Origin of the sequence: Stenotrophomonas maltophilia (assembly GCF_001676385.1) — a bacterium.
In the GTDB taxonomy this organism is placed as follows: Bacteria; Pseudomonadota; Gammaproteobacteria; order Xanthomonadales; family Xanthomonadaceae; genus Stenotrophomonas; species Stenotrophomonas maltophilia_J.
Genome location: NZ_LYVJ01000011.1, coordinates 16,660 through 34,641 on the forward strand (window position 1 = coordinate 16,660; position 17,982 = coordinate 34,641).

The following is a 17,982-nucleotide window of genomic DNA, read 5'->3' on the forward strand; positions in this document are numbered from 1 at the left end:
CATGTCGTAAGCTTGCAATGCCCCTACCCCACATCATCAAAGGCTAGCACTGACGCCTCCAGTTCTTCGACTGATTTCCATTCAACGATCGTGTCAATTGGTGGCTCATCTCGTTCAAACAGCAAGTAGCGCAGAACCTCTTCGACAGCCCCGCGGACAAAAGCATTTTCTCGAATCCTTCTAACGGTATTGAACGGCTTCTCCGCCGCAGCCTTCACGCCAAAGATGGCGTGCTCAAAGTCAATGAGGCTCGCTGCAAGCCTGACTCGGGCGCTCTTTGGGGCTGCCGCACAAACATTCAAAATGGTTTCGTTTGCCTTCCACGCACTATTCGCGCTGCCCTTGTATGTCTTCGGTCTATCCGTGTCATGTAGAACGGCGTAGTGGCCTCCGAAGTGATTCATGATTTTCGCAAGAATAGGGATGATGTACTTGCCGCGAGCACGAACGACATGAACGTCTCTGTACGCCTTGCGGTCGGCCTCGACGATCTCCCTAAAGGCAGAGTACTCCGTGTCACCCTCAACCAGGATCGTCCGACCGCCAAAGAAAAGCTCTGCAACGTAGGGGTCCCATTGATTCAGATACTTCAGTGTCTCTTTATCGTCATCGCTCAATCCGACACGCTCAGGACGAAAAACGGTAGTACCGCATATCGCACCAGTTTCTGTTCGCTCCACACGCACCACGGTGGTGTTATCTCTGGAGATGTCGATAAACGCGGGTGAGTGCGTCGTTACCATCACTTGCCACCCAGTTCCATCTTGGGCCAGATCGTATAGGACGCGGCAGGCGTCTCTGACGGCGGTGGGATGGAGGCAAATTTCGGGCTCGTCGAGCAAGAGCACATGGGGGCGGCTGTAGGACTGTATGCCGTCATCGGCAAGCGTCTCGTCGGTCTGCGCTGACTTCGCTTTGCTTTGCTTCCTTGGGTTCGCGCTCGCGCGCTCTGTGGCAATCTTCAGGGCAGACCATAGGAGAGTTCTCCTCGCGCCGCTTCCCTGCTTTTTCAACGGCGCCAAATGGCCATGCTCAGGCCCCATTCTCAACAGTGGCTTGGTGTTGAAGATGCCTACAGATCTCTCGCTGACCTCTTCGGTTCGCGCATCAAGGGTGACACGGAAACCGATAAAAATTTCGCTCATGTAACCCGAGAGCGACAACTCCAACCCTTCAATTTCGTCCGCAGCATCTTTCACGATCTTCCGCTGAAGCTCTCGAACTTTCGCGGCAAGCGTATCAATTGCAGAGGCTTCATCCCCCTCCTTCTGCGTCGCCTTCTGCAGCAAAATTTCCGACAGGATCGCCGTGATCTTCGCTCCCTGCTCTTCTGGGCGATCAAACGCATCGACGTGGTGAGGGATTGGTCTGCGTGAATTGGCGACGCTGGGTGCACCCCACGGGACCTTCTCGTCCCAATCGTGACCATCGACCCGGTGGCCCTGTCTCTTCGGATCCTTGCCAACCTCGTCCCAACGCCAGCGCTCCCGAATGTAGGTTCGCCCTGTCGATTCTTCCGTATGAAGCCACTGTCTTGCTGGAGGATTTTCGAATACGTAGGTTTGCAACTCAATCTCGGGCGCGCAGCTTGCGTCGCATTGCTCGCCGGGAAAGTCCTCGATCTTCAACCTACCTTCGGCACTCCCGTGGGACATGACGACTTCATAGTCTTCTGATCCGACAAGGCCAAAGAACTGCGGCCGGGGTGGGGTCGGGAGGTTGACAATATCCGCGATCGCCTTCTATTCGAAAGATACCCTCTGGCAATGGGCTATAGGCTGGTCCAGATCCAGCTTTCGAAATGCGCCCATCGCTGCAGCGTTCACCACGGAGGGAGCCTTGCTCCCGCAAATCCAGCGCATCGCCTGCATCAATTGGCCGTGGCTAAACACGACCACCTGCTCATGCGCGGAATAGGATTTAAGAATGCGCAGCGCTCGCGCAGCGCGGGCAACTAGCTGGGCAAATGACTCGGCACCAGGTCCATCCACATAGTTTGGATCGCAACGGGACCAGTAGTCCTCTACCCACTGCTTGCGGTCTGCTGCCGAGTGCCCACGCACCGCTCAGGCGACAGATAAGTGAACTCGTGGACCGCTAGGGGCGCAACAACCATCTTGAAGCGTTCGGCGAGTGGTTGTGATGTCTGCCTAGCCCGGAGGAATGGTGAGGTAAAGATGCGGTCAGGCGCAGCCGACCAGGTCATTGCCAATGCGCGAGCCTGCTCCTCCCCTGCGGTAGTAAGGGCAATGGATTCTGGATCGGCGGTTACAAATCCCGCATTAGCCATGCTTTGCGCATGCCTAACTACCACTAGCATCTTCTCTCTCCCCCTGTTCTGCTTGTCTTCTGGTCAGGTGCCTGCTGCCCGTCTCGGATGCACCCTGACTACAAACCGACAGTCAGTTGGGCATTGCCACCAAATGAACTGGGCAGCGATACCACGTGAATTGGACACCGCCTCCAGCTTATCGGGCACCTGTGGGTACCGATGAGATTGATCACCTGACCAGCAGAAGATGATCACGCGACTGAGCCTGGTGACCAGCATCGTCGCTTGGTCAGAACCATCGTCCCCATAGGATGCGAGGACTCTGATCAGATCAATGCCCCCTGACAGCGCCGCCAGCCGGTTGGACACTTGACATGACACCGATGGGCCCTTTCGACCAATAGCGGGCGTTCAAGGTCTGAATCAAGCCGAGCCGCGAAGCGGCGTCGGCTTGAATGAATTGTTAGGGTGCCAGCCAATCGCGATCGGGCCTAGCGACCTGTCTGGCATTGTTATAGGCCATATCCAACGTAAGGCAGGTCGCAGCGCGATAAAAGTCCCCAAACTTCTCGGCGACGAGAGCAAGGTCGGCTTTTGCTGGATCAAGCAGTGTGAGTGGTAAAAGAAGCTGGATGTTGCCCTGATAGTACTGGGGAATAGCTGTCTTGTAGTTGCGCCGAACCCTTTCAACAGCGGAGTCAATCGCACCCTTGACAAGGTTCTGAAGGCCAAAGGGATTCATTGCTTTTAGCTGGTCAGGAAATCGCTCGATGTTGTCACTGATGATGTGCTCAACATTGACTCGTAGCTCTTTCCGTGAGTCGTAGACCAAGCCGGCGGGATTCTCGTAATAGTGAGCCATTTCCGGCAATGCGGCGAATCGGTTAAGGTCCTGCTCGCCACGACGACAGAAGCGCCGAAAGTGCCAGTACTGAGGTTGATTTTCCAGCTTATTTTTTGAGAGTAACGCGTAGATTGGTTCCTGGGTCGGCGTAATTAAGCCAAGGTTAAAGCACGCATACTCCTCATCCGGCGTGATGCCAATCTTTTTCTCTTCCGCGACTCTGCGGTATGTATATGTCAGGTAGTTTCGGAGGATGGGTTTTGCATGTGGCGCGACGGTATACTTGTAGTTCCAATCCTCAGGCTCTGCTAGGACTGCCAAGGTCTCAATAGCTTCGTCAAACTTAGGCATGAACACGAAGTCGCGGAAGTGGTCGGTAAAATCGTAAGGCTGGTTCTTTGCCACAGTTCCCCCTTTAATTGTCATGGCTCCCTAACTACCCCATAGCAGGTCCGACCCGCACCGGCAAGACGTGGTTGGCACGTGGGTTGGGTACGCAGCCGCTCGTCAGGGGCAAAGCGTACTCTACAGGCGCGACGGTCGTCTGCTGGAGTTGACGTTTAGTACCCTGACTCCGGCGTATAGGCCTCTTAACCCAGTACCAACGGCTGTTAGGCCGCATCCCATTGGCGCAATGGTTCTGGATCATTGTCTGCTGCGGCGCGCTACGTTCGCTTGCCTCACGTCACACAATCTTTGCCACTCAAGTGAAGGCAAAGCACGGTCCAAGCCCCCATAGTCTGCACGGACTATGGGGCTCCGGCGGGCACCTACTTTGGCGATGCGACCAGAAAAGGGATCTGCCCCCTTGCGCTACGGGTTGCACGGTCGGATCCCATTCCGTCAGAAAGGCTCCGACCCCATGCGGGTTACAGCTTCATGTTGAGGCCGACGAACACGCTGCGGCCCGGAGCGGGCGAGAACATCGGGCGGGCGCTGTCCCAGAAGAAGCTGTCGTACCAGGCGTAGGCGTACTGGCGGCCGGTGACGTTCTTCAGCTGCAGGTCCACGCTCCAGCGTGGATTGAGCTGGTAGGCCGCGCTGAGGTCGAGTACGGCGAAGCCACCGAACTTGCCGGCCACGTTGCGCTCCTCCAGGTAGTAGTCGCCCTGTGCGCGCGCCTGCAGGCCCAGCCGCAGGGCTTCGCTGGCCCGGTAGTCCACGCCCAGGTTGCTGATGTAGCGTGGGGTGGCCGCTACTTCGCGACCCTGCAGCGAGACGCTGGCATCGCGGTCGTCGCGGATGATCTTCGCTTCCTGGTAGGCGTGCGAAGCCCATACCGTCCAGTCGTCGCCCAGCTGCAGGCTCACCTGCGCATCCACGCCACGTCGGCGGGTCTTGCCCAGGGTGACCGTGGTACCGGTGGCCGGCATGTTGGACACCTCATTTTCCGCGTCCTGCTGCCACACCGCGAGGCGTGCCTGGCTGCCGGCAAACGGCTGGAATTTCAGGCCCAGCTCCATGCCGGTGTTGGTGGATGGCTGCACCGGTGCCTGCCCCGGGGTGAGGTAGGCCGGTGCGGTGGAGCCGGTCAGCACCTGGAAGGTGCGGCCCCAGTTGGCGTAGAGGTGGGTGTACTCGCCCAGGCTGTGGATGACGCTCAGCTTGGGTTGGCCGATGCTGCCGTAGTCCTGCAGGCGACCGGTGGTGCCGTTCATCAGTCGGGTGCGTCCGCTGAAACGGTCCACGCGGTACGCCGGCACGATCTTCCAGGCCTCGACGGGCTGGTAGATGGCCTGCACGTAGGCACCCCAGTTGTCGAAGCTGTGGCGATCGTTGTTCTGCACCCGTGCCGGTGCCTGGCTGAAATCGGTGGGTTCGGCGTAGGCGTAGCGCTCGCGGAGGTAGCCGTTGTCCTGCTGCTCGTAGTCCAGGCCGCCCTCGACGGTAAGCGTGGGGCTGGCCTGCCAGGTGAGCGTGCCGAGCAGGCCATGCTGCCGCTCGTCCCACACGCGGCGCTGGCGCGGCAGGTTACCGGTGGGCAGATCGCTGAAGGTCACCCTGCGGTCGTCCTCGTAGCGGTTGTAGTACAGCCGCGTGCCGAGGGTAAGCGTGTCGGAGAGCTTCAGGTCCAGGTGCGCGGCAATCTGGCGCATGTCGCGGTCATCGCCATCATTGCCGTTGCGCAGATCGCTGCCACGGCGATGCGTGCGCAGTTCCTCGGCGGTCATGAAGCCCGGTTCGTCGGCTTCGTGGTGGTAGGCGCGTGCGCTCAGGCCCACGCGCACGCCGTCCTCCAGCGATCCAAAGAACCATTTGCCACCCAGCGCGTATTTCCTCGACGTGTCGTGGTCGCGGTAGCCGTCGCTGGCCTGGGTGCCGACGAAGTAGTTCTGCGCGAAGCCATGGGCTTCGCGGCCCACCGCCAGCTGCGCATCGCGCGTGTTGTAGCTGCCGTAGGCCAGCCGCGCATCGGTGTAGTTGCCTCCCTGGCGCGTGCCGAAGTTCACGTTGCCGCCGATGTTGTGCAGGCCGTAGCGCGGATCATTGGTGCCACGCACCACTTCGATGTAGCTGATTTCCAGCGGAAACAGCATGTCGATGAAGCGCTGGTTGCCGCTGTTGACGTTGCTGGGGATGCCGTCGATCAGTGTCTTGATGGCGTTGAGGTAGCCCTCGCCGTTGAACGCACGGAAACTGACCTTGCCCGATTCGGCGCCCTGCCGGGTTTCGGTGAGCTGGATGCCGGGCATCTGCCCGAGCAGTTCCCAGCTGTGCGAGACGTTGCGGTCTTCGATCTGGTCCGCAGCCAGCACATCCACCGAGGTCAGCACCTGGTGCGCGCTGAGCTGGCCTTCGCCGTGCTGGTGCACCTGCACCTTGCCGAGGGTAAGCGCGGCGTCGGCCGACTGTGCGAAGGCTTCAGGGGCAAACGGAGCGGCCGCGAGGGCAGCCACCAGCGTGGGGGTCTTCATGGCAGGCGGAAAGGCGCGAGTGAAATGTAATTATATAACATTTCATGCGCCAGCTTTGTAGCGTCGAGCCACGCTCGACTGCTCCTTGCAGACGGCAGTCGAGCGTGGCTCGACGCTACAAAGCCGGGTGTCGAGAGGTGGGATTACACCGGGTAGCCGGTGGCTTCCCTGGCCTTCTTCCAGGCGGCTTGGAATTCGCGGGCGCTGATCTCGTCGTCTTCGTCGAAATCCAGGAACGACACTGGCTGCTCGGCCAGCCGGAAGCGGTCATCACTCTGGCCATGTTGATCGGCCCAGACCACCTTGACGCCGTAGATTTCCACCTGGCGCACGATCCGGTCGCCATGGGCCTCCATCAGCACGTTGCCCTTGCCCAGGTCCGATTCGGCCCAGTGCTTGTAGTACTTCCTGGTGGCGTTGCTTTTGACGTTCTTCATGGCGCCATTATCAGGCATTCGAGGGCCAGATCCCTTTTCTGCAGAAAGGGCTCTGGCCCCGGCCGACCTACTTCGGCAGCGCTACGCCCTTCGGCCACAGCATCCAGATGTTGCCCTTCTGCTTCATGTCACCGGCCAGCTTGCCGGCGGCGTCGCCGCTGCCCCAGTAGAGGTCCGCGCGCACTTCGCCGGCGATGGCGCCGCCGGTGTCCTGCGCTGCCACCGGCCGCACCAGCGGCGTGCCGTCCGGGCGCGTGGTCGACAGCCACAACAGGCTGCCCAGCGGCACCACGGTACGATCCACCGCGACGCTGTAGCCGGCGGTGAGTGGCACGTTCAATGAACCGCGCGGGCCTTCGGGGCTGTCCGGGCTGCGCACGAAGAACACGTAGCTGGGGTTGCTGCGCAGCAGTTCCGGCACGCGTGCGGGATGGGCCCGCGCCCATGCGCGGATCGCGTCCATGGTGACATCTTCCTTCTTCAGCTCGCCCTGCTCCACCAGCCAGCGGCCGATGGCGCGGTAGGGGTGGCCGTTCTGCTCGGCGTAGGCCAGCCGCACCTGCCTTCCATCGGCCAGGCGGACCCGGCCCGAACCCTGGATCTGCAGCAGTTGCAGGTCCATCGGATCGGTCAGCCAGGCCAGCACCGGGGCCTTGGCGCCCTTGGCTGCGATGGCGCCGGCATCGTCATAGGGCCTGAGCACCTTGCCGTCGAGGCGGCCGCGCAGGCGCTTGCCCTTCAGTTCCGGATAGACGCTGTCCAGCTGCACCACGATCAGATCGCCCGGGGTGCCATATACCGGCACCGTGGCCGTGTCGGTGCGGGTGAGGCTGCCGGGATAGATCGGTTCGTAATAGCCCGTGATCAACCCATCGGCCTGGTGACCACCGGCGCGCAGCGCGTAGACATCGAGGTCGCGCTGCAGGAACTGGCGGATCGCGGCCGGGTCCTTGTCTGGAACCGCCGCGGCCGTGGCGCAGGGTCTGCTCCAGGCTTCATCGTTCTTCAGGCGGGCGCAGCTGCTGCGCCAGGCCACGAAGCCTGCCTGCAGATCGGTATCGGAGACCGCTGGCAGGGCTTTCCAGTCGACCTTGGCATAGGTGGCCGCTGGCGGGGTGGCCGGCGTTGGCGCTTCGGATCCGGTGCGGGAAGCGGTGGTGGAGCAGCCGGCGAGCACAGCCGCTGCCAACAGGGCCCAGTGCTTGCGCTTGAAGTAGGTGGCGGAATCGATCATGCCGCCATGGTGGAGGCCCGGCCGCTGGCGGGCAAGCGCGGCGCGGGCAGGCATTCACCGCCAGCGCATGCGGTCGAGCACCGGATTGCCCGCCAGGTGATGCTTGGCGACGGCGGCCACGTGCAGCGCAACCAGACCCGCCAGCACCATGCAGGCGTACTTGTGGGCGGCATTGAATGCAGCGGTGGCCGCGGGTCCGGAAAGCGGAGCGGGGATGACAACGAGATGGAACACGTTGATGTCCCGCTCCATCATCAGCACGCCTGTGGCCAGCACCACGGTGGTGGTTGCATAGATGGCCCGGTGCGCGATGCGAGCCAGCGGCTCGCCCGCATCGCGGCGACGGCTGCCGGCAATCGCCAGGCACAGGCGCAGCGCGAAGAAGGGAATCAACACCGTGGTGAGCGATACGTTGATGAAGCCGATGCCCTGCTTGACGTTGGGCGGGCTTTCGGCAAATGCCACGTAGAAGCCGCTGGCCGTGGCCCACAGGATGATGGCAGCGGAGAACCAGTGCAGCAGCACCTGTGTTCTGGAATAGGGCATGGCATGTCGATCCAACAGGAAGGCGCAGCGACGTTAGACGTTCGGTGGCCTGTACTGAATCGGACAGGTTGCAAATGCGGCACGCGCTGCCGGATTTCCGGCGCGGATCACGCGCTCTTCGTGATCACGGCATCTGCAGAAGCAGCGAGTGCAGGATGCGGGCGTCTTCGGCATCCAGCGCTTTCGGCAGGTCGTCGCGGCCACGGAAGCGGCGGTGGAAGGCGGCGGCGGTGGCTTCACGGTTGTCCAGCGGATAGCCGAAGCGGGCCAGCGCATTCCAGGGGTCGAAGCCTTCCGGTGCCGGGCCGTCGGCCGCGCGCGGCCACACGCCGAACCCGGCGTCGGCCAGTTGCTGCCAGGGGAAGAAGCGACTCGGATCCTGCTTGCGGGTGGGCGCCAGGTCCGCATGGCCGATCACCTGGCGCGGCGGAATGTTCAGGCGGGTAGTGAGGTCGCGCAACAGCACGATCAGCGATTCGATCTGCGCGGGTTGGAACGGTGTGCTGCCGTCATTATCGAGCTCGATGCCGATGGACGCCGAGTTCAGATCGGTGATGGTGCCCCAGCGGCCGGACCCGGCGTGCCAGGCGCGGCGCGCATCGCTGACCAGCTGGTAACGATGGCCATCGGCGCCGATCAGGTAATGCGCGCTGACCGGGCCGCCGCTGTTGGCGGTACGCAGCGTATGCAGGCTCTGCTGCACCGACTTCTGCTCGGTATGGTGGATGACGATGATGACCGGCGTGCGCGCATTCTGGTTCGGCGACGGAACCCAGGTGGCCAACGGATTGCGGTCTTCCTGCGGCGTGGAGGCACAGGCAGCCAGCAGCAGGCAGGCCGAGAGCGTCAGGACAGTGCGGAGCGGGTGCATGGCCTGATTGTGCGCGATTGCGCTTGATGATGCATGCCAGGGTGCCGACCAACGGTCGGCACCCACCACGTCAGTACGCCGATCCATCAGGCCTCGTAGGCCGATTCACCGTGCGAGGTGACGTCCAGGCCGGTGCGTTCGGCCTCTTCGGTCACCCGCAGGCCGACCACCACCTTCACCAGCAGCAGGATGACTGCGGTCACCACCGCCGACCACAGCACGGTGAGGCCGACGCTGACCACCTGCACCCACACCTGGTGGCCGATATCCAGATCGGCCTTGGTGCCGCCCAGCGACTGCGCGCTGAACACACCGGTGAGGATCGCGCCGACGATGCCACCGACGCCATGCACGCCGAATACATCGGCGGTGTCGTCCACCTTCAGCAGGCGCTTGAGGCCGGTCACGCCCCACACGCACACCACACCGGCGACCAGGCCGATCACGATGGCACCCAGCGGGCCCACGGTGCCGCAGGCCGGGGTGATGCCGACCAGGCCGGCCACCGCGCCCGATGCCGCACCCAGTGCCGAGGGCTTGCCCTTGCTGATCGCCTCCACCAGGGTCCAACCCAGCACGGCAGCCGCAGTGGCCAGCACGGTACTGAGGAAGGCCAGCGAGGCAACGGTGTCGGCCGCAGCGGCGGAGCCGGCGTTGAAGCCGAACCAGCCGACCCACAGCAGCATGGCGCCGATGTAGGTAAACGGCACGTTGTGCGGCTTCAAGGCAGTCTGGCCGTAGCCCAGGCGCTTGCCGACGAACCACGCCGCGACCAGGCCGGCGACGCCCGCGTTGATGTGGACCACGGTGCCGCCGGCGAAATCGATCGCGCCCAGTTCACCCAGGTAACCGCCTCCCCAGACGATGTGCGCCATCGGGATGTAGCTGAGGGTGAACCACAGTGCCGAGAACAGCAGCACCGCACGGAACTTGATGCGTTCGGCAAAGGCGCCGACGATCAGTGCGGTGGTGATGCCGGCGAAAGTCGACTGGAAGGCCACGAACAGGTAATCCGGCAGGCCCTTGATTGGCGTGTTGCCCACCGAGTCGGGAGCGAAGCCCTTGAGGAAAGCGAATTCGCTGAAGGAACCGAAGAACGGATTGCCGGCACTGAACACCGCGCTGTAGCCGTAGGCCACCCACAGCAGCAGCACCAGCGAGAACACCACCAGGATCTGGCTGAGCACCGACAGCACGTTCTTCGAGCGCACCAGGCCGCCATAGAACAGCGCCAGGCCCGGCACCACCATCAGCAGCACCAGCAAGGTGGACGTGAGCATCCAGGCCACGTCGCCGTGGTCGAAGGCCGGCGCCGCGGCTTCGGCGGCGACCGGTGCAGCGGCGGCTGCCGCCTGCAGCGGCTCGACCGCGACGTTTTCAGTCGGCAATGGCGATACCTTGGCCTGGGCCTGGGCACTGCCCGGCCAGGCACCCGCAACCAGCGCGCTGAGCAGCATCAACAACCACACCAGGTGGAACCGGGCTTGCCACCCGGTGAGAAGGCGCATCTTCATGGGGAGTCTCCGGAAGGGGTTTACAGCGCGTCGGCACCGATTTCGCCGGTGCGGATGCGGATGACCTGTTCGACGGGGGTGACGAAGATCTTGCCGTCACCGATCTTGCCGGTGCCTGCCGACGACTGGATCGCTTCGATCACCGCATCGGCACGCTCGTCGGTGACGACGGTTTCGATCTTGATCTTGGGCAGGAAATCGACGACGTACTCGGCACCGCGATACAGTTCCGTGTGGCCCTTCTGGCGGCCGAAGCCTTTCACTTCGGTCACGGTGATACCCGACACGCCTGCATCGGAAAGGGCCTCGCGGACCTCGTCGAGCTTGAACGGCCGGATGATGGCGGAGATCAGTTTCATGCGCATGTCCCGATGGTGGATGGGGCCAGCGCGCGGCGCGCGTTGGCATCAGGCAACCACGGGCCATCAGGAAGATGGCCGTGGCTGTTGCACCGGACACGTACTGGGCCGGGACGGCCGTGCCTCTCTCCTTGCACGGTCGACGCGGGAGGGAGGGCAGCCCAGGTCGCGTATCCGGTCTCTCTCTTGCCCCTGGGGTGGGGTCAGAGCCCTTTCGCGGCGCGAAACGGATCTGACCCCCTACAACCGCGGCTCCCCAGCCGCGAAGACGGTGCGGTGGCGGCGGGTGGGAGGGGATACCCGCCGCCACCGCCACCGGTCAGTTGGCGTAGTACAGCTGGTATTCCAGCGGGTGGGTGGCCGCGCGGAACTTGGTCACTTCCTGCATCTTCAGGGCGATGTAGCCATCGATGAAGTCATCGCTCATCACACCGCCGGCCTTGAGGAACTCGCGGTCCTTGTCCAGCGCTTCCAGTGCCTGGTCGAGCGAGGAGCAGACCTGCGGGATCAGCTTCTCTTCTTCCGGCGGCAGGTCGTACAGGTCCTTGTCGCTCGGAGCGCCCGGGTCGATCTGGTTCTTGATGCCGTCCAGGCCCGCCATCATCAGCGCGGTGAAGGTCAGGTAGCCGGACTGGATCGGGTCCGGGAAGCGCATTTCGATGCGGCGTGCCTTCGGATTGGACACCCACGGAATGCGGCACGAGGCCGAACGGTTACGGGCCGAATAGGCCAGCATCACCGGTGCCTCGAAGCCCGGTACCAGGCGCTTGTAGCTGTTGGTGCCCGAATTGGCGAAGGCATTGATGGCCTTGGCGTGCTTGAAGATGCCGCCGATGTACCACAGCGCCAGCTGGCTCAGGCCACCGTAGCCGTCACCGGAGAACAGATTGGTGCCGCCCTTGGACAGCGACTGGTGCACGTGCATGCCGCTGCCGTTGTCGCCGACGATCGGCTTGGGCATGAAGGTGGCGGTCTTGCCATTGCGGTGGGCAACGTTCTTGATGACGTACTTCATGCGCAGCAGCTCGTCGGCCTTCTGCACGAGGGTGCTGAACTTGGTGCCGATCTCGCACTGGCCGGCGGTGGCCACTTCGTGATGCTGCACTTCCACTTCGATGCCGACCTGCGCCAGGGTCTTGCACATCTCGGCACGCAGGTCGTGCAGGCTGTCGGTCGGCGGCACCGGGAAATAGCCGCCCTTCACGCCCGGGCGGTAGCCGCTGTTGGCGCCGTCGTACTTGGCGCCGCTGTTCCAGGCGGCTTCTTCCGAATCGACCTTGAAGAAGGTGTTGCCCATTTCATTGGCGAAACGGACCGAATCGAAGATGAAGAACTCCGGCTCCGGGCCGAAGAACGCGGTTTCGGCAATGCCGGAGGACTTCAGGTAGGCCTCGGCGCGCTTGGCGATGCCGCGCGGGCAGCGGCCATAGGCCTGCATGGTGGCCGGGTCGAGGATGTCACAGCTGATCACCAGGGTCGGGTCGGCGTAGAACGGGTCGACATAGGCGCTGGACGGATCCGGCAGCAGGACCATGTCCGACTCGTTGATGCCCTTCCAGCCGGCAATCGAGCTGCCATCGAACATCTTGCCTTCTTCGAACAGCGACGGCTCGACGATGCTGACCGGGAAAGTCACGTGCTGCTCGACACCCCGCATATCGACAAAACGCAGATCGACGAACTCGATCTGGTTGTCCTTGATCAGCTTCTCAACGTTTTCCACGGACATCGGTACGACCTCGGATGGGAATGAATGCCTGCTGAGGTACAGCAACGACCGTGCCAACTTTCCGCGTGGTGCAAGTCGTTGATTTCAGAAGGCGTGCACTTCCAGGGTGCGGTTGTGCGCGCACCAAAGGGGTGCGGATGCAAGCGGACGCACTCCTTTGGTGCAGCAGGGATCGTCTATCCTCTCGAGCTTCTTCCGCTGCATGCACCTGCATCGTCCATGTCCGACCTGCTCTCCGCCCTGCTGCTGGGCATCCTCGAAGGCTTGACCGAATTCCTGCCGATCTCCAGCACCGGCCATCTGCTCATCGCCCAGCACTGGCTGGGTGCCCGCTCGGACTTCTTCAACATCGTCATCCAGGCCGGCGCGATCGTGGCCGTGGTGCTGGTGTTCCGCCAGCGCCTGCTGCAGCTGGCCACCGGCCTGGGCCAGCGGGGCAACCGTGACTATGTAGCCAAGCTGGGCGCCGCGTTCCTGGTCACCGCCGTGGTTGGCCTGGTGGTGCGCAAGGCGGGCTGGTCATTGCCGGAGACGGTCAGCCCGGTGGCCTGGGCACTGATCATCGGTGGTGTCTGGATGCTGCTGGTGGAGGCCTACACCGCGCGCCTGCCCGACCGTGACCAGGTGACCTGGACCGTGGCGATCGGCGTTGGGTTGGCGCAGGTGGTGGCCGGCGTGTTCCCAGGCACCTCGCGCTCGGCCTCGGCGATCTTCCTGGCCATGCTGCTGGGCCTGAGCCGCCGCGCCGCCGCCGCCGAGTTCGTGTTCCTGGTCGGCATACCCACCATGTTCGCCGCCAGCGCCTACACCTTCCTGGAACTGGCCCGGGACGGGCAGCTGGGCAGCGAGAACTGGACCGAGGTGGGCGTGGCTTTCCTTGCCGCCGCCGTCACCGGCTTCGTCGTAGTGAAGTGGCTGATGGGCTACATCAAGTCGCACCGGTTCACCGCCTTCGCGTTTTACCGCATCGCGCTGGGCGCGGCACTGCTGCTGTGGTTGCCCTCCGGCAGCTGAACAGCGCCGGGGCACGGTAACCCCGTTGCCGGCCCCACCCCGTTTTCCCCACGGTTCCCCAAGGAGACCCACCATGAACCGCAAGCTCACCCTGCTCCTCCCGCTGGCCCTGATGGCCGCGTGCAGCCAGACGCCGGCACCGGCCGGTACCGGCGGCGACGATGTGGCCCCGGCCGCGGCCAAGGCAGCGGACCAGCAGACGCTGGCGCATCTGGACGCGCAGCGCCTGCAGAGCCAGCACTGGCTGTTGCAGCAGGCCACGGGCGCCGACGGCAAGCGCATCGATGCGCTGTTCGCCCGCGAAGACAAGCCGGTCACCCTGGACTTCGCTGACGGCCGCCTGTCGGTCAGCAACACCTGCAACCGCATGGGCGGTGGCTACACCTTCGACGCTGGCAAGCTGAGCGTAAGCGCGATGGCCTCGACGATGATGGCCTGCACCGACAAGGCACTGATGGCACTGGATGAGGCCGTTTCCAGCCGCCTGCAGGGCGAGCTGAAGGCCGAGCAGGATGCCGATGGCAAACTGAGCCTGACCAACGCCAAGGGCGACGTGCTGGTGTTCAACCCGGAACCGACCGCTGAAACCCGCTACGGCGGCGCCGGCGAAACCGTGTTCCTGGAAGTGGCGGCCAGGACCGAGAAGTGCTCGCACCCGCTGATTCCGGACTACCAGTGCCTGCAGGTGCGTGAGGTGAAGTTCGATGACAAGGGCCTGAAGCAGGGTGAGCCGGGCAAGTTCGAGAACTTCTACGGCACCATCGAGGGCTACACCCACGAAGACGGGGTACGCAACGTGGTGCGCGTGAAGCGCTACCAGGTGAAGAACCCGCCGGCCGATGCACCGTCGCAGGCGTACGTGCTGGACATGGTGGTCGAATCGGCCATCGAGAAGTGATGTAGATCCGACTGTTAGTCGGCTGCATCTTGAAGGGCGGCCGAAAGGCCGCCCTTCCTGGTTTCTGTAGCGTCGAGCCGTGCTCGGCTGAACATGGAAGCAGTCGAGCATGGCTCGACTCTACGCAAATGCATCAGGGAGATCGGCATGAAGCACGTCCCCTTCTTCGTCGCCATTGCGCTGCTGGCCGTGTGTGCGGATGCATCGGCCGCCAGCACGCCCACCACCGGTCAGCTCGAAGCCAACCTTTGGCAGCTCACCCATGCCACCAACGCGCAGGGCCGGCGCATTGATGCATTGTTCGTCCGCGGCCGGCCGCCCTATACGCTTCGCTTCCAGCCCGGTTACATGAGCGAGTTGAACCTGTGCAACCACGCCAGCAGCAAGTATCGGCTGCAGGGCAACCAGCTCATCCTGGAGGACGGCGTGGTCACCACGGCCGCCTGTGTCCGCGCCGAGGTGGCCGAGCAGGAACGTGTTGCCGGCACGGTGGTGCATGCGCGAGCAAAGATGACGCTTGCGCTGGATGGACGTGGCCGCCTGCTGCTGCGCAACGCTGAGGGCGATGCGCTGGTGTTCGCGCCGGTGCCCCGTACGGACGAATGAAAGAGTGCGTTTGCGGAGCCGGGCATGGCCCGGCTCCACCAGCTGCTGCTCAGCCGAGCGCGGGATTCAGGGTGTAGGTGCCATGCAGCGCGGCTTCGGCCAGCACATGGCCGTGCATGGCGCGGTACGCGTCGGCGGCGGTGAAGCGTGCCGGCAGTTCGAGCGTCGCGACGTCCAGCGCGAACACACGGAAGAAGTAACGATGCAGGCGCTCGTCGTTGAACGGCGGGTACGGGCCGTCATAGCCGAAGTAGTCTCCGGCCATGTCCGGATTGCCGGCAAACCAGCCGGTGAAATCATTCAGGCCCTGGCGGCTGCCGGCCGGCCCGGCCGGTGCGGTCCTGCCCTTCACCACGAAGCCATCGCTGCAACTGCCGGCGGCGATCTCCTGCACGCTGGCCGGGATGTCGGCCATCACCCAGTGCACGAAGTCGCAGCGCGGCTGGTCGCGTGGCACGGTCATGTCACTGCGACCCACCGTCTCCGGCACGGTCGGTACATCGGGGTCGACGCACACCAGCAGGAACGAACGGGTGCCTTCCGGCGCGCCGCTCCAGGCCAGGTGCGGGTTACGATCCGGCGCGAAGCCGTTGGCGTCGCCGGCGGCGAATTCGCGGTCGATCGGTGCGCCATTGGTCAGGCTGTGACTGCTCAGCTGCATTGCACTCTCCTTATTCTTCCGGATAACCCAGGCGCACCGCGATCGGGGTGAGCTGGGCAAAGGCGGCGCTCATCACGTCGCGATAATTGCGCCAGTGACCCGCCGGCAGGCGCGGCGCGCCCAGCTGCGCGGCCGGCGGCATCGGGCGCTCGAACAGGCGACCCAGCAGGTCGGCCATCGCCTGCGGGTCGTTGCCGATCTGGTCGATGCGCAGCAGCACGTGCGGGTACAGGTCTTCTTCGTGCAGCGTGGCGATCTGGGCCAGCGCGCGGGCCAGCCATTCACCGGCCTCGGCCAACGACGTCATCGCCAGCGGCGCTGCGGCGCCATAGGCCACCCAGTCCAGCAGCATGTCGCGCGGGTCGCGCAGCACGACCAGCAGGCGGCCCTGCGGCAACTGCGGGCGCAGCGCCCAGAGCAGGGCGTTGTCCCACCACAGCAGCCAGTCGATCACCGTGTCGCTCTGCAGGCCGCGGGCCGGCAGCTGCTCGCGCCAGCGCTGCACCAGCCGCTCCGGCGTCAGCAGGCCCGAGGCCAGGTCCTGCAGCGTGTTGTAGTTCTGGAACGCATCATCGGGTGGATTGCTGGTGTAGCGGTCGCTGCGCAGCACCGGGCTGGCAGCGGCCAGGCCTGTCGCCACGCGCTCCACGCCGGACCCGGGCGCCCCCCACAGGAAGATCGGCGCGGAATGGATATCGCCGTCGATGCTGCCCTTGTCCGGCCAGCTTGGCGGCGCCTTGGCCTGCGGCGGCAGCGGCAGCCGCTGCGGCGCCTGGTCGACCTGCAGGGCCATCCAGGTGCGCAGGGCGTCCTGCGGCTGCCCGGCGCGGTCCTGGATCTCGCCCATCCAGGTGCGCAGGTCGGCACGTTGGGCCGCCGGCGCCTGTTCGACCAGGGCCTGCACGCGGGCGATCGCGGCGGCGGGATCGCGCTGCAGCAGGCCTTCGACGAGGCGGGATTCGGCGCCGATCCGGCCAGGCTCCAGGCCGACGATGCGCCCGGCCACGGCTTCGGCCTGCGCGTGCTCGCCGGCCATGTCGTGCAGGCGCAGGCGCGCCTCCAGCGCCGGCACGTGCGCCGGCATCGCCGCCATCCAGCGCTCGACCACCGCGACGGCGCTCTCGCTGGCAAGCGGCTCGATGGCCAGGCGTGCCAGCCACACGTCGTGCAGCTGGCCATGGTTTTCCAGTACCGCATCCAGCCGCGCGCGCGCTTCGTCCTCGCGGCCCAGGCGCTGCCACGACATCAGCAGCAGCTGCAGCAGCTGGCGGTCGTCCGGCTGCGTCTCCAGCAGAGGCAGCAGATGCTCCAGCGCCTGCAGCGGCTCGCCGCTGCGCAACGCCAGCTCACCGCCGAGGCGGCGCATCGGTGGCGCGTCCATGCCCGGCTGCTGCAGGGCCACCTGCATCGCCGCGGCGGCCGCCGCCACGTTGTCCTGGCGCAGTGCCAGCTGCACCACCAGGCCGTGCAGCGACGACAGCGACGGGTTCAGTTCCAGCACGCGGCGGAACGACTGCTCAGCGAAGGCCAGCATGTCCTTGCCCAGGTAGGCGAAGCCCAGGGCGTACAGGACGCGGGGGTCATCCGGCAGCGCCCTGGCTGCAGCCGACAGCAATGCCAGCGCACGATCGGCATCGCCACGGCGCAGTGCAATCATGCCGTCGATGGCCAGCAGCTCCGGGTGGTCCGGCTCGATGCGCGCGGCCAGGGTCGAGACCCGCTGGGCCTCGTCGAAGTCATTGCGGCCGATCGCCAGGTGCGCCTGCATCAGGTAGGCGGAGAACGCGTTCGGATCCAGGCCGGTGGTGCGCGAGAGCGCTTCATCGGCGCCCTCGAACTGGCGCAGGGCCAGCAGCAGGCCGGCGTGCTGCAGGTGCAGCTGGGCATTGTCCGGGGCCAGCCGCAGCGCCTGCTGCAGGGCCTCCATTGCGTCTGCGGCCTGGCCCTGCTGCTGCAGCGCAAGCGCCAGCCAACGGTGGGCCTCGGCCTGGCCGGGTTCGTCACGGGTCCACGCCTGGGCCAGCTGCACGGCCTGGTCGGCCTGGTTCTGGCGCAGCGCTTGGATGATCTGGTCTTGCATGG

At 64.5% G+C, this 17,982-nt stretch carries 17 protein-coding genes; 3 read left to right on the plus strand and 14 right to left on the minus strand.

Translation table 11 applies throughout. The features are described 5' to 3' along the window. Nucleotides 1–23 precede the first annotated feature (23 nt). The 12 genes from A9K58_RS14495 to glnA form a co-directional block, all read right to left on the minus strand. Nucleotides 24–1,628 (minus strand): ATP-dependent nuclease, encoded by a 1,605-nt coding sequence (locus A9K58_RS14495; RefSeq protein ID WP_196769202.1) that lies wholly within the window; start codon nt 1,626–1,628, stop codon nt 24–26. Between the two features lie 114 nt (nt 1,629–1,742). Next, nucleotides 1,743–2,063 carry a histidine phosphatase family protein gene (locus A9K58_RS20225; RefSeq protein ID WP_081284082.1) on the minus strand — a complete coding sequence of 107 codons (321 nt, stop codon included), beginning with the start codon at nt 2,061–2,063 and terminating at the stop codon, nt 1,743–1,745. Then, nucleotides 2,024–2,320, minus strand: a complete 297-nt coding sequence (locus A9K58_RS20230; RefSeq protein WP_081284083.1) for a phosphoglycerate mutase family protein — start codon at nt 2,318–2,320, stop codon at nt 2,024–2,026. The genes A9K58_RS20225 and A9K58_RS20230 overlap by 40 nt, the downstream gene beginning before the upstream one ends. A gap of 415 nt (nt 2,321–2,735) precedes the next feature. Next, nucleotides 2,736–3,521: a DUF3825 domain-containing protein gene (locus A9K58_RS14500; RefSeq protein WP_196769203.1), complete on the minus strand. Its 786-nt coding sequence runs from the start codon at nt 3,519–3,521 to the stop codon at nt 2,736–2,738. A 464-nt stretch (nt 3,522–3,985) separates the two neighbouring features. After that, nucleotides 3,986–6,031 carry a TonB-dependent receptor gene (locus A9K58_RS14505; protein ID WP_065200009.1) on the minus strand — a complete coding sequence of 682 codons (2,046 nt, stop codon included), beginning with the start codon at nt 6,029–6,031 and terminating at the stop codon, nt 3,986–3,988. A 143-nt stretch (nt 6,032–6,174) separates the two neighbouring features. Then, the gene (locus A9K58_RS14510; RefSeq protein WP_065200010.1) at nt 6,175–6,468 is read right to left on the minus strand and encodes a hypothetical protein; all 294 of its coding nucleotides are present in this window, start codon (nt 6,466–6,468) and stop codon (nt 6,175–6,177) included. Between the two features lie 67 nt (nt 6,469–6,535). After that, entirely contained in the window at nt 6,536–7,702 is a 1,167-nt protein-coding gene (gene mltA / locus A9K58_RS14515; RefSeq protein WP_065200145.1) for a murein transglycosylase A, read from the minus strand. Nucleotides 7,703–7,756: 54 nt separating this feature from the next. Further along, entirely contained in the window at nt 7,757–8,248 is a 492-nt protein-coding gene (locus A9K58_RS14520; protein ID WP_065200011.1) for a cytochrome b, read from the minus strand. Nucleotides 8,249–8,372: 124 nt separating this feature from the next. Then, nucleotides 8,373–9,119: an N-acetylmuramoyl-L-alanine amidase gene (locus A9K58_RS14525; protein ID WP_065200012.1), complete on the minus strand. Its 747-nt coding sequence runs from the start codon at nt 9,117–9,119 to the stop codon at nt 8,373–8,375. An 86-nt stretch (nt 9,120–9,205) separates the two neighbouring features. Next, complete coding sequence (gene amt, locus A9K58_RS14530; RefSeq protein WP_065200013.1) at nt 9,206–10,633, minus strand: ammonium transporter; 1,428 nt, start codon at nt 10,631–10,633, stop codon at nt 9,206–9,208. 20 nt (nt 10,634–10,653) lie between these two features. Next, complete coding sequence (locus A9K58_RS14535) at nt 10,654–10,992, minus strand: P-II family nitrogen regulator (protein WP_065200146.1); 339 nt, start codon at nt 10,990–10,992, stop codon at nt 10,654–10,656. Between the two features lie 319 nt (nt 10,993–11,311). After that, the gene (gene glnA, locus A9K58_RS14540; RefSeq protein WP_065200014.1) at nt 11,312–12,721 is read right to left on the minus strand and encodes a type I glutamate--ammonia ligase; all 1,410 of its coding nucleotides are present in this window, start codon (nt 12,719–12,721) and stop codon (nt 11,312–11,314) included. A 219-nt stretch (nt 12,722–12,940) separates the two neighbouring features. On the opposite strand from glnA, the gene A9K58_RS14545 reads away from it, so the two are divergent. From A9K58_RS14545 to A9K58_RS14555, 3 genes are all read left to right on the plus strand, one after another. Further along, nucleotides 12,941–13,735, plus strand: coding sequence for an undecaprenyl-diphosphate phosphatase (locus A9K58_RS14545; protein WP_065200015.1), 795 nt, complete (start codon nt 12,941–12,943; stop codon nt 13,733–13,735). A gap of 73 nt (nt 13,736–13,808) precedes the next feature. After that, nucleotides 13,809–14,633: an META and DUF4377 domain-containing protein gene (locus A9K58_RS14550; RefSeq protein WP_065200016.1), complete on the plus strand. Its 825-nt coding sequence runs from the start codon at nt 13,809–13,811 to the stop codon at nt 14,631–14,633. A 147-nt stretch (nt 14,634–14,780) separates the two neighbouring features. Beyond that, the gene (locus tag A9K58_RS14555; RefSeq protein WP_065200017.1) at nt 14,781–15,239 is read left to right on the plus strand and encodes an META domain-containing protein; all 459 of its coding nucleotides are present in this window, start codon (nt 14,781–14,783) and stop codon (nt 15,237–15,239) included. Nucleotides 15,240–15,288: 49 nt separating this feature from the next. On the opposite strand, the gene A9K58_RS14560 is transcribed toward A9K58_RS14555, so the two are convergent. Together A9K58_RS14560 and A9K58_RS14565 are read right to left on the minus strand one after the other, a co-directional pair. Further along, on the minus strand, nt 15,289–15,900 hold the full coding sequence (locus A9K58_RS14560) for a YbhB/YbcL family Raf kinase inhibitor-like protein (protein ID WP_065200018.1): 612 nt from the start codon (nt 15,898–15,900) through the stop codon (nt 15,289–15,291). 10 nt (nt 15,901–15,910) lie between these two features. Continuing rightward, a complete protein-coding gene (locus A9K58_RS14565; RefSeq protein ID WP_065200019.1) occupies nt 15,911–17,980 on the minus strand; it encodes a tetratricopeptide repeat protein in 2,070 nt (689 codons plus the stop codon). Nucleotides 17,981–17,982 lie beyond the last annotated feature (2 nt).

Coding starts and splice junctions, on each gene's coding strand:
- A9K58_RS20230 (WP_081284083.1), bottom strand. CDS start 2,320: ATGCTAGTGGTAGTTAGGCATGCGCAAAGCATGGCTAATGCGGGATTT.
- A9K58_RS14505 (WP_065200009.1), bottom strand. CDS start 6,031: ATGAAGACCCCCACGCTGGTGGCTGCCCTCGCGGCCGCTCCGTTTGCC.
- A9K58_RS14510 (WP_065200010.1), bottom strand. CDS start 6,468: ATGAAGAACGTCAAAAGCAACGCCACCAGGAAGTACTACAAGCACTGG.
- mltA (WP_065200145.1), bottom strand. CDS start 7,702: ATGATCGATTCCGCCACCTACTTCAAGCGCAAGCACTGGGCCCTGTTG.
- A9K58_RS14520 (WP_065200011.1), bottom strand. CDS start 8,248: ATGCCCTATTCCAGAACACAGGTGCTGCTGCACTGGTTCTCCGCTGCC.
- A9K58_RS14525 (WP_065200012.1), bottom strand. CDS start 9,119: ATGCACCCGCTCCGCACTGTCCTGACGCTCTCGGCCTGCCTGCTGCTG.
- amt (WP_065200013.1), bottom strand. CDS start 10,633: ATGAAGATGCGCCTTCTCACCGGGTGGCAAGCCCGGTTCCACCTGGTG.
- A9K58_RS14535 (WP_065200146.1), bottom strand. CDS start 10,992: ATGAAACTGATCTCCGCCATCATCCGGCCGTTCAAGCTCGACGAGGTC.
- glnA (WP_065200014.1), bottom strand. CDS start 12,721: ATGTCCGTGGAAAACGTTGAGAAGCTGATCAAGGACAACCAGATCGAG.
- A9K58_RS14545 (WP_065200015.1), top strand. CDS start 12,941: ATGTCCGACCTGCTCTCCGCCCTGCTGCTGGGCATCCTCGAAGGCTTG.
- A9K58_RS14550 (WP_065200016.1), top strand. CDS start 13,809: ATGAACCGCAAGCTCACCCTGCTCCTCCCGCTGGCCCTGATGGCCGCG.
- A9K58_RS14555 (WP_065200017.1), top strand. CDS start 14,781: ATGAAGCACGTCCCCTTCTTCGTCGCCATTGCGCTGCTGGCCGTGTGT.
- A9K58_RS14560 (WP_065200018.1), bottom strand. CDS start 15,900: ATGCAGCTGAGCAGTCACAGCCTGACCAATGGCGCACCGATCGACCGC.
- A9K58_RS14565 (WP_065200019.1), bottom strand. CDS start 17,980: ATGCAAGACCAGATCATCCAAGCGCTGCGCCAGAACCAGGCCGACCAG.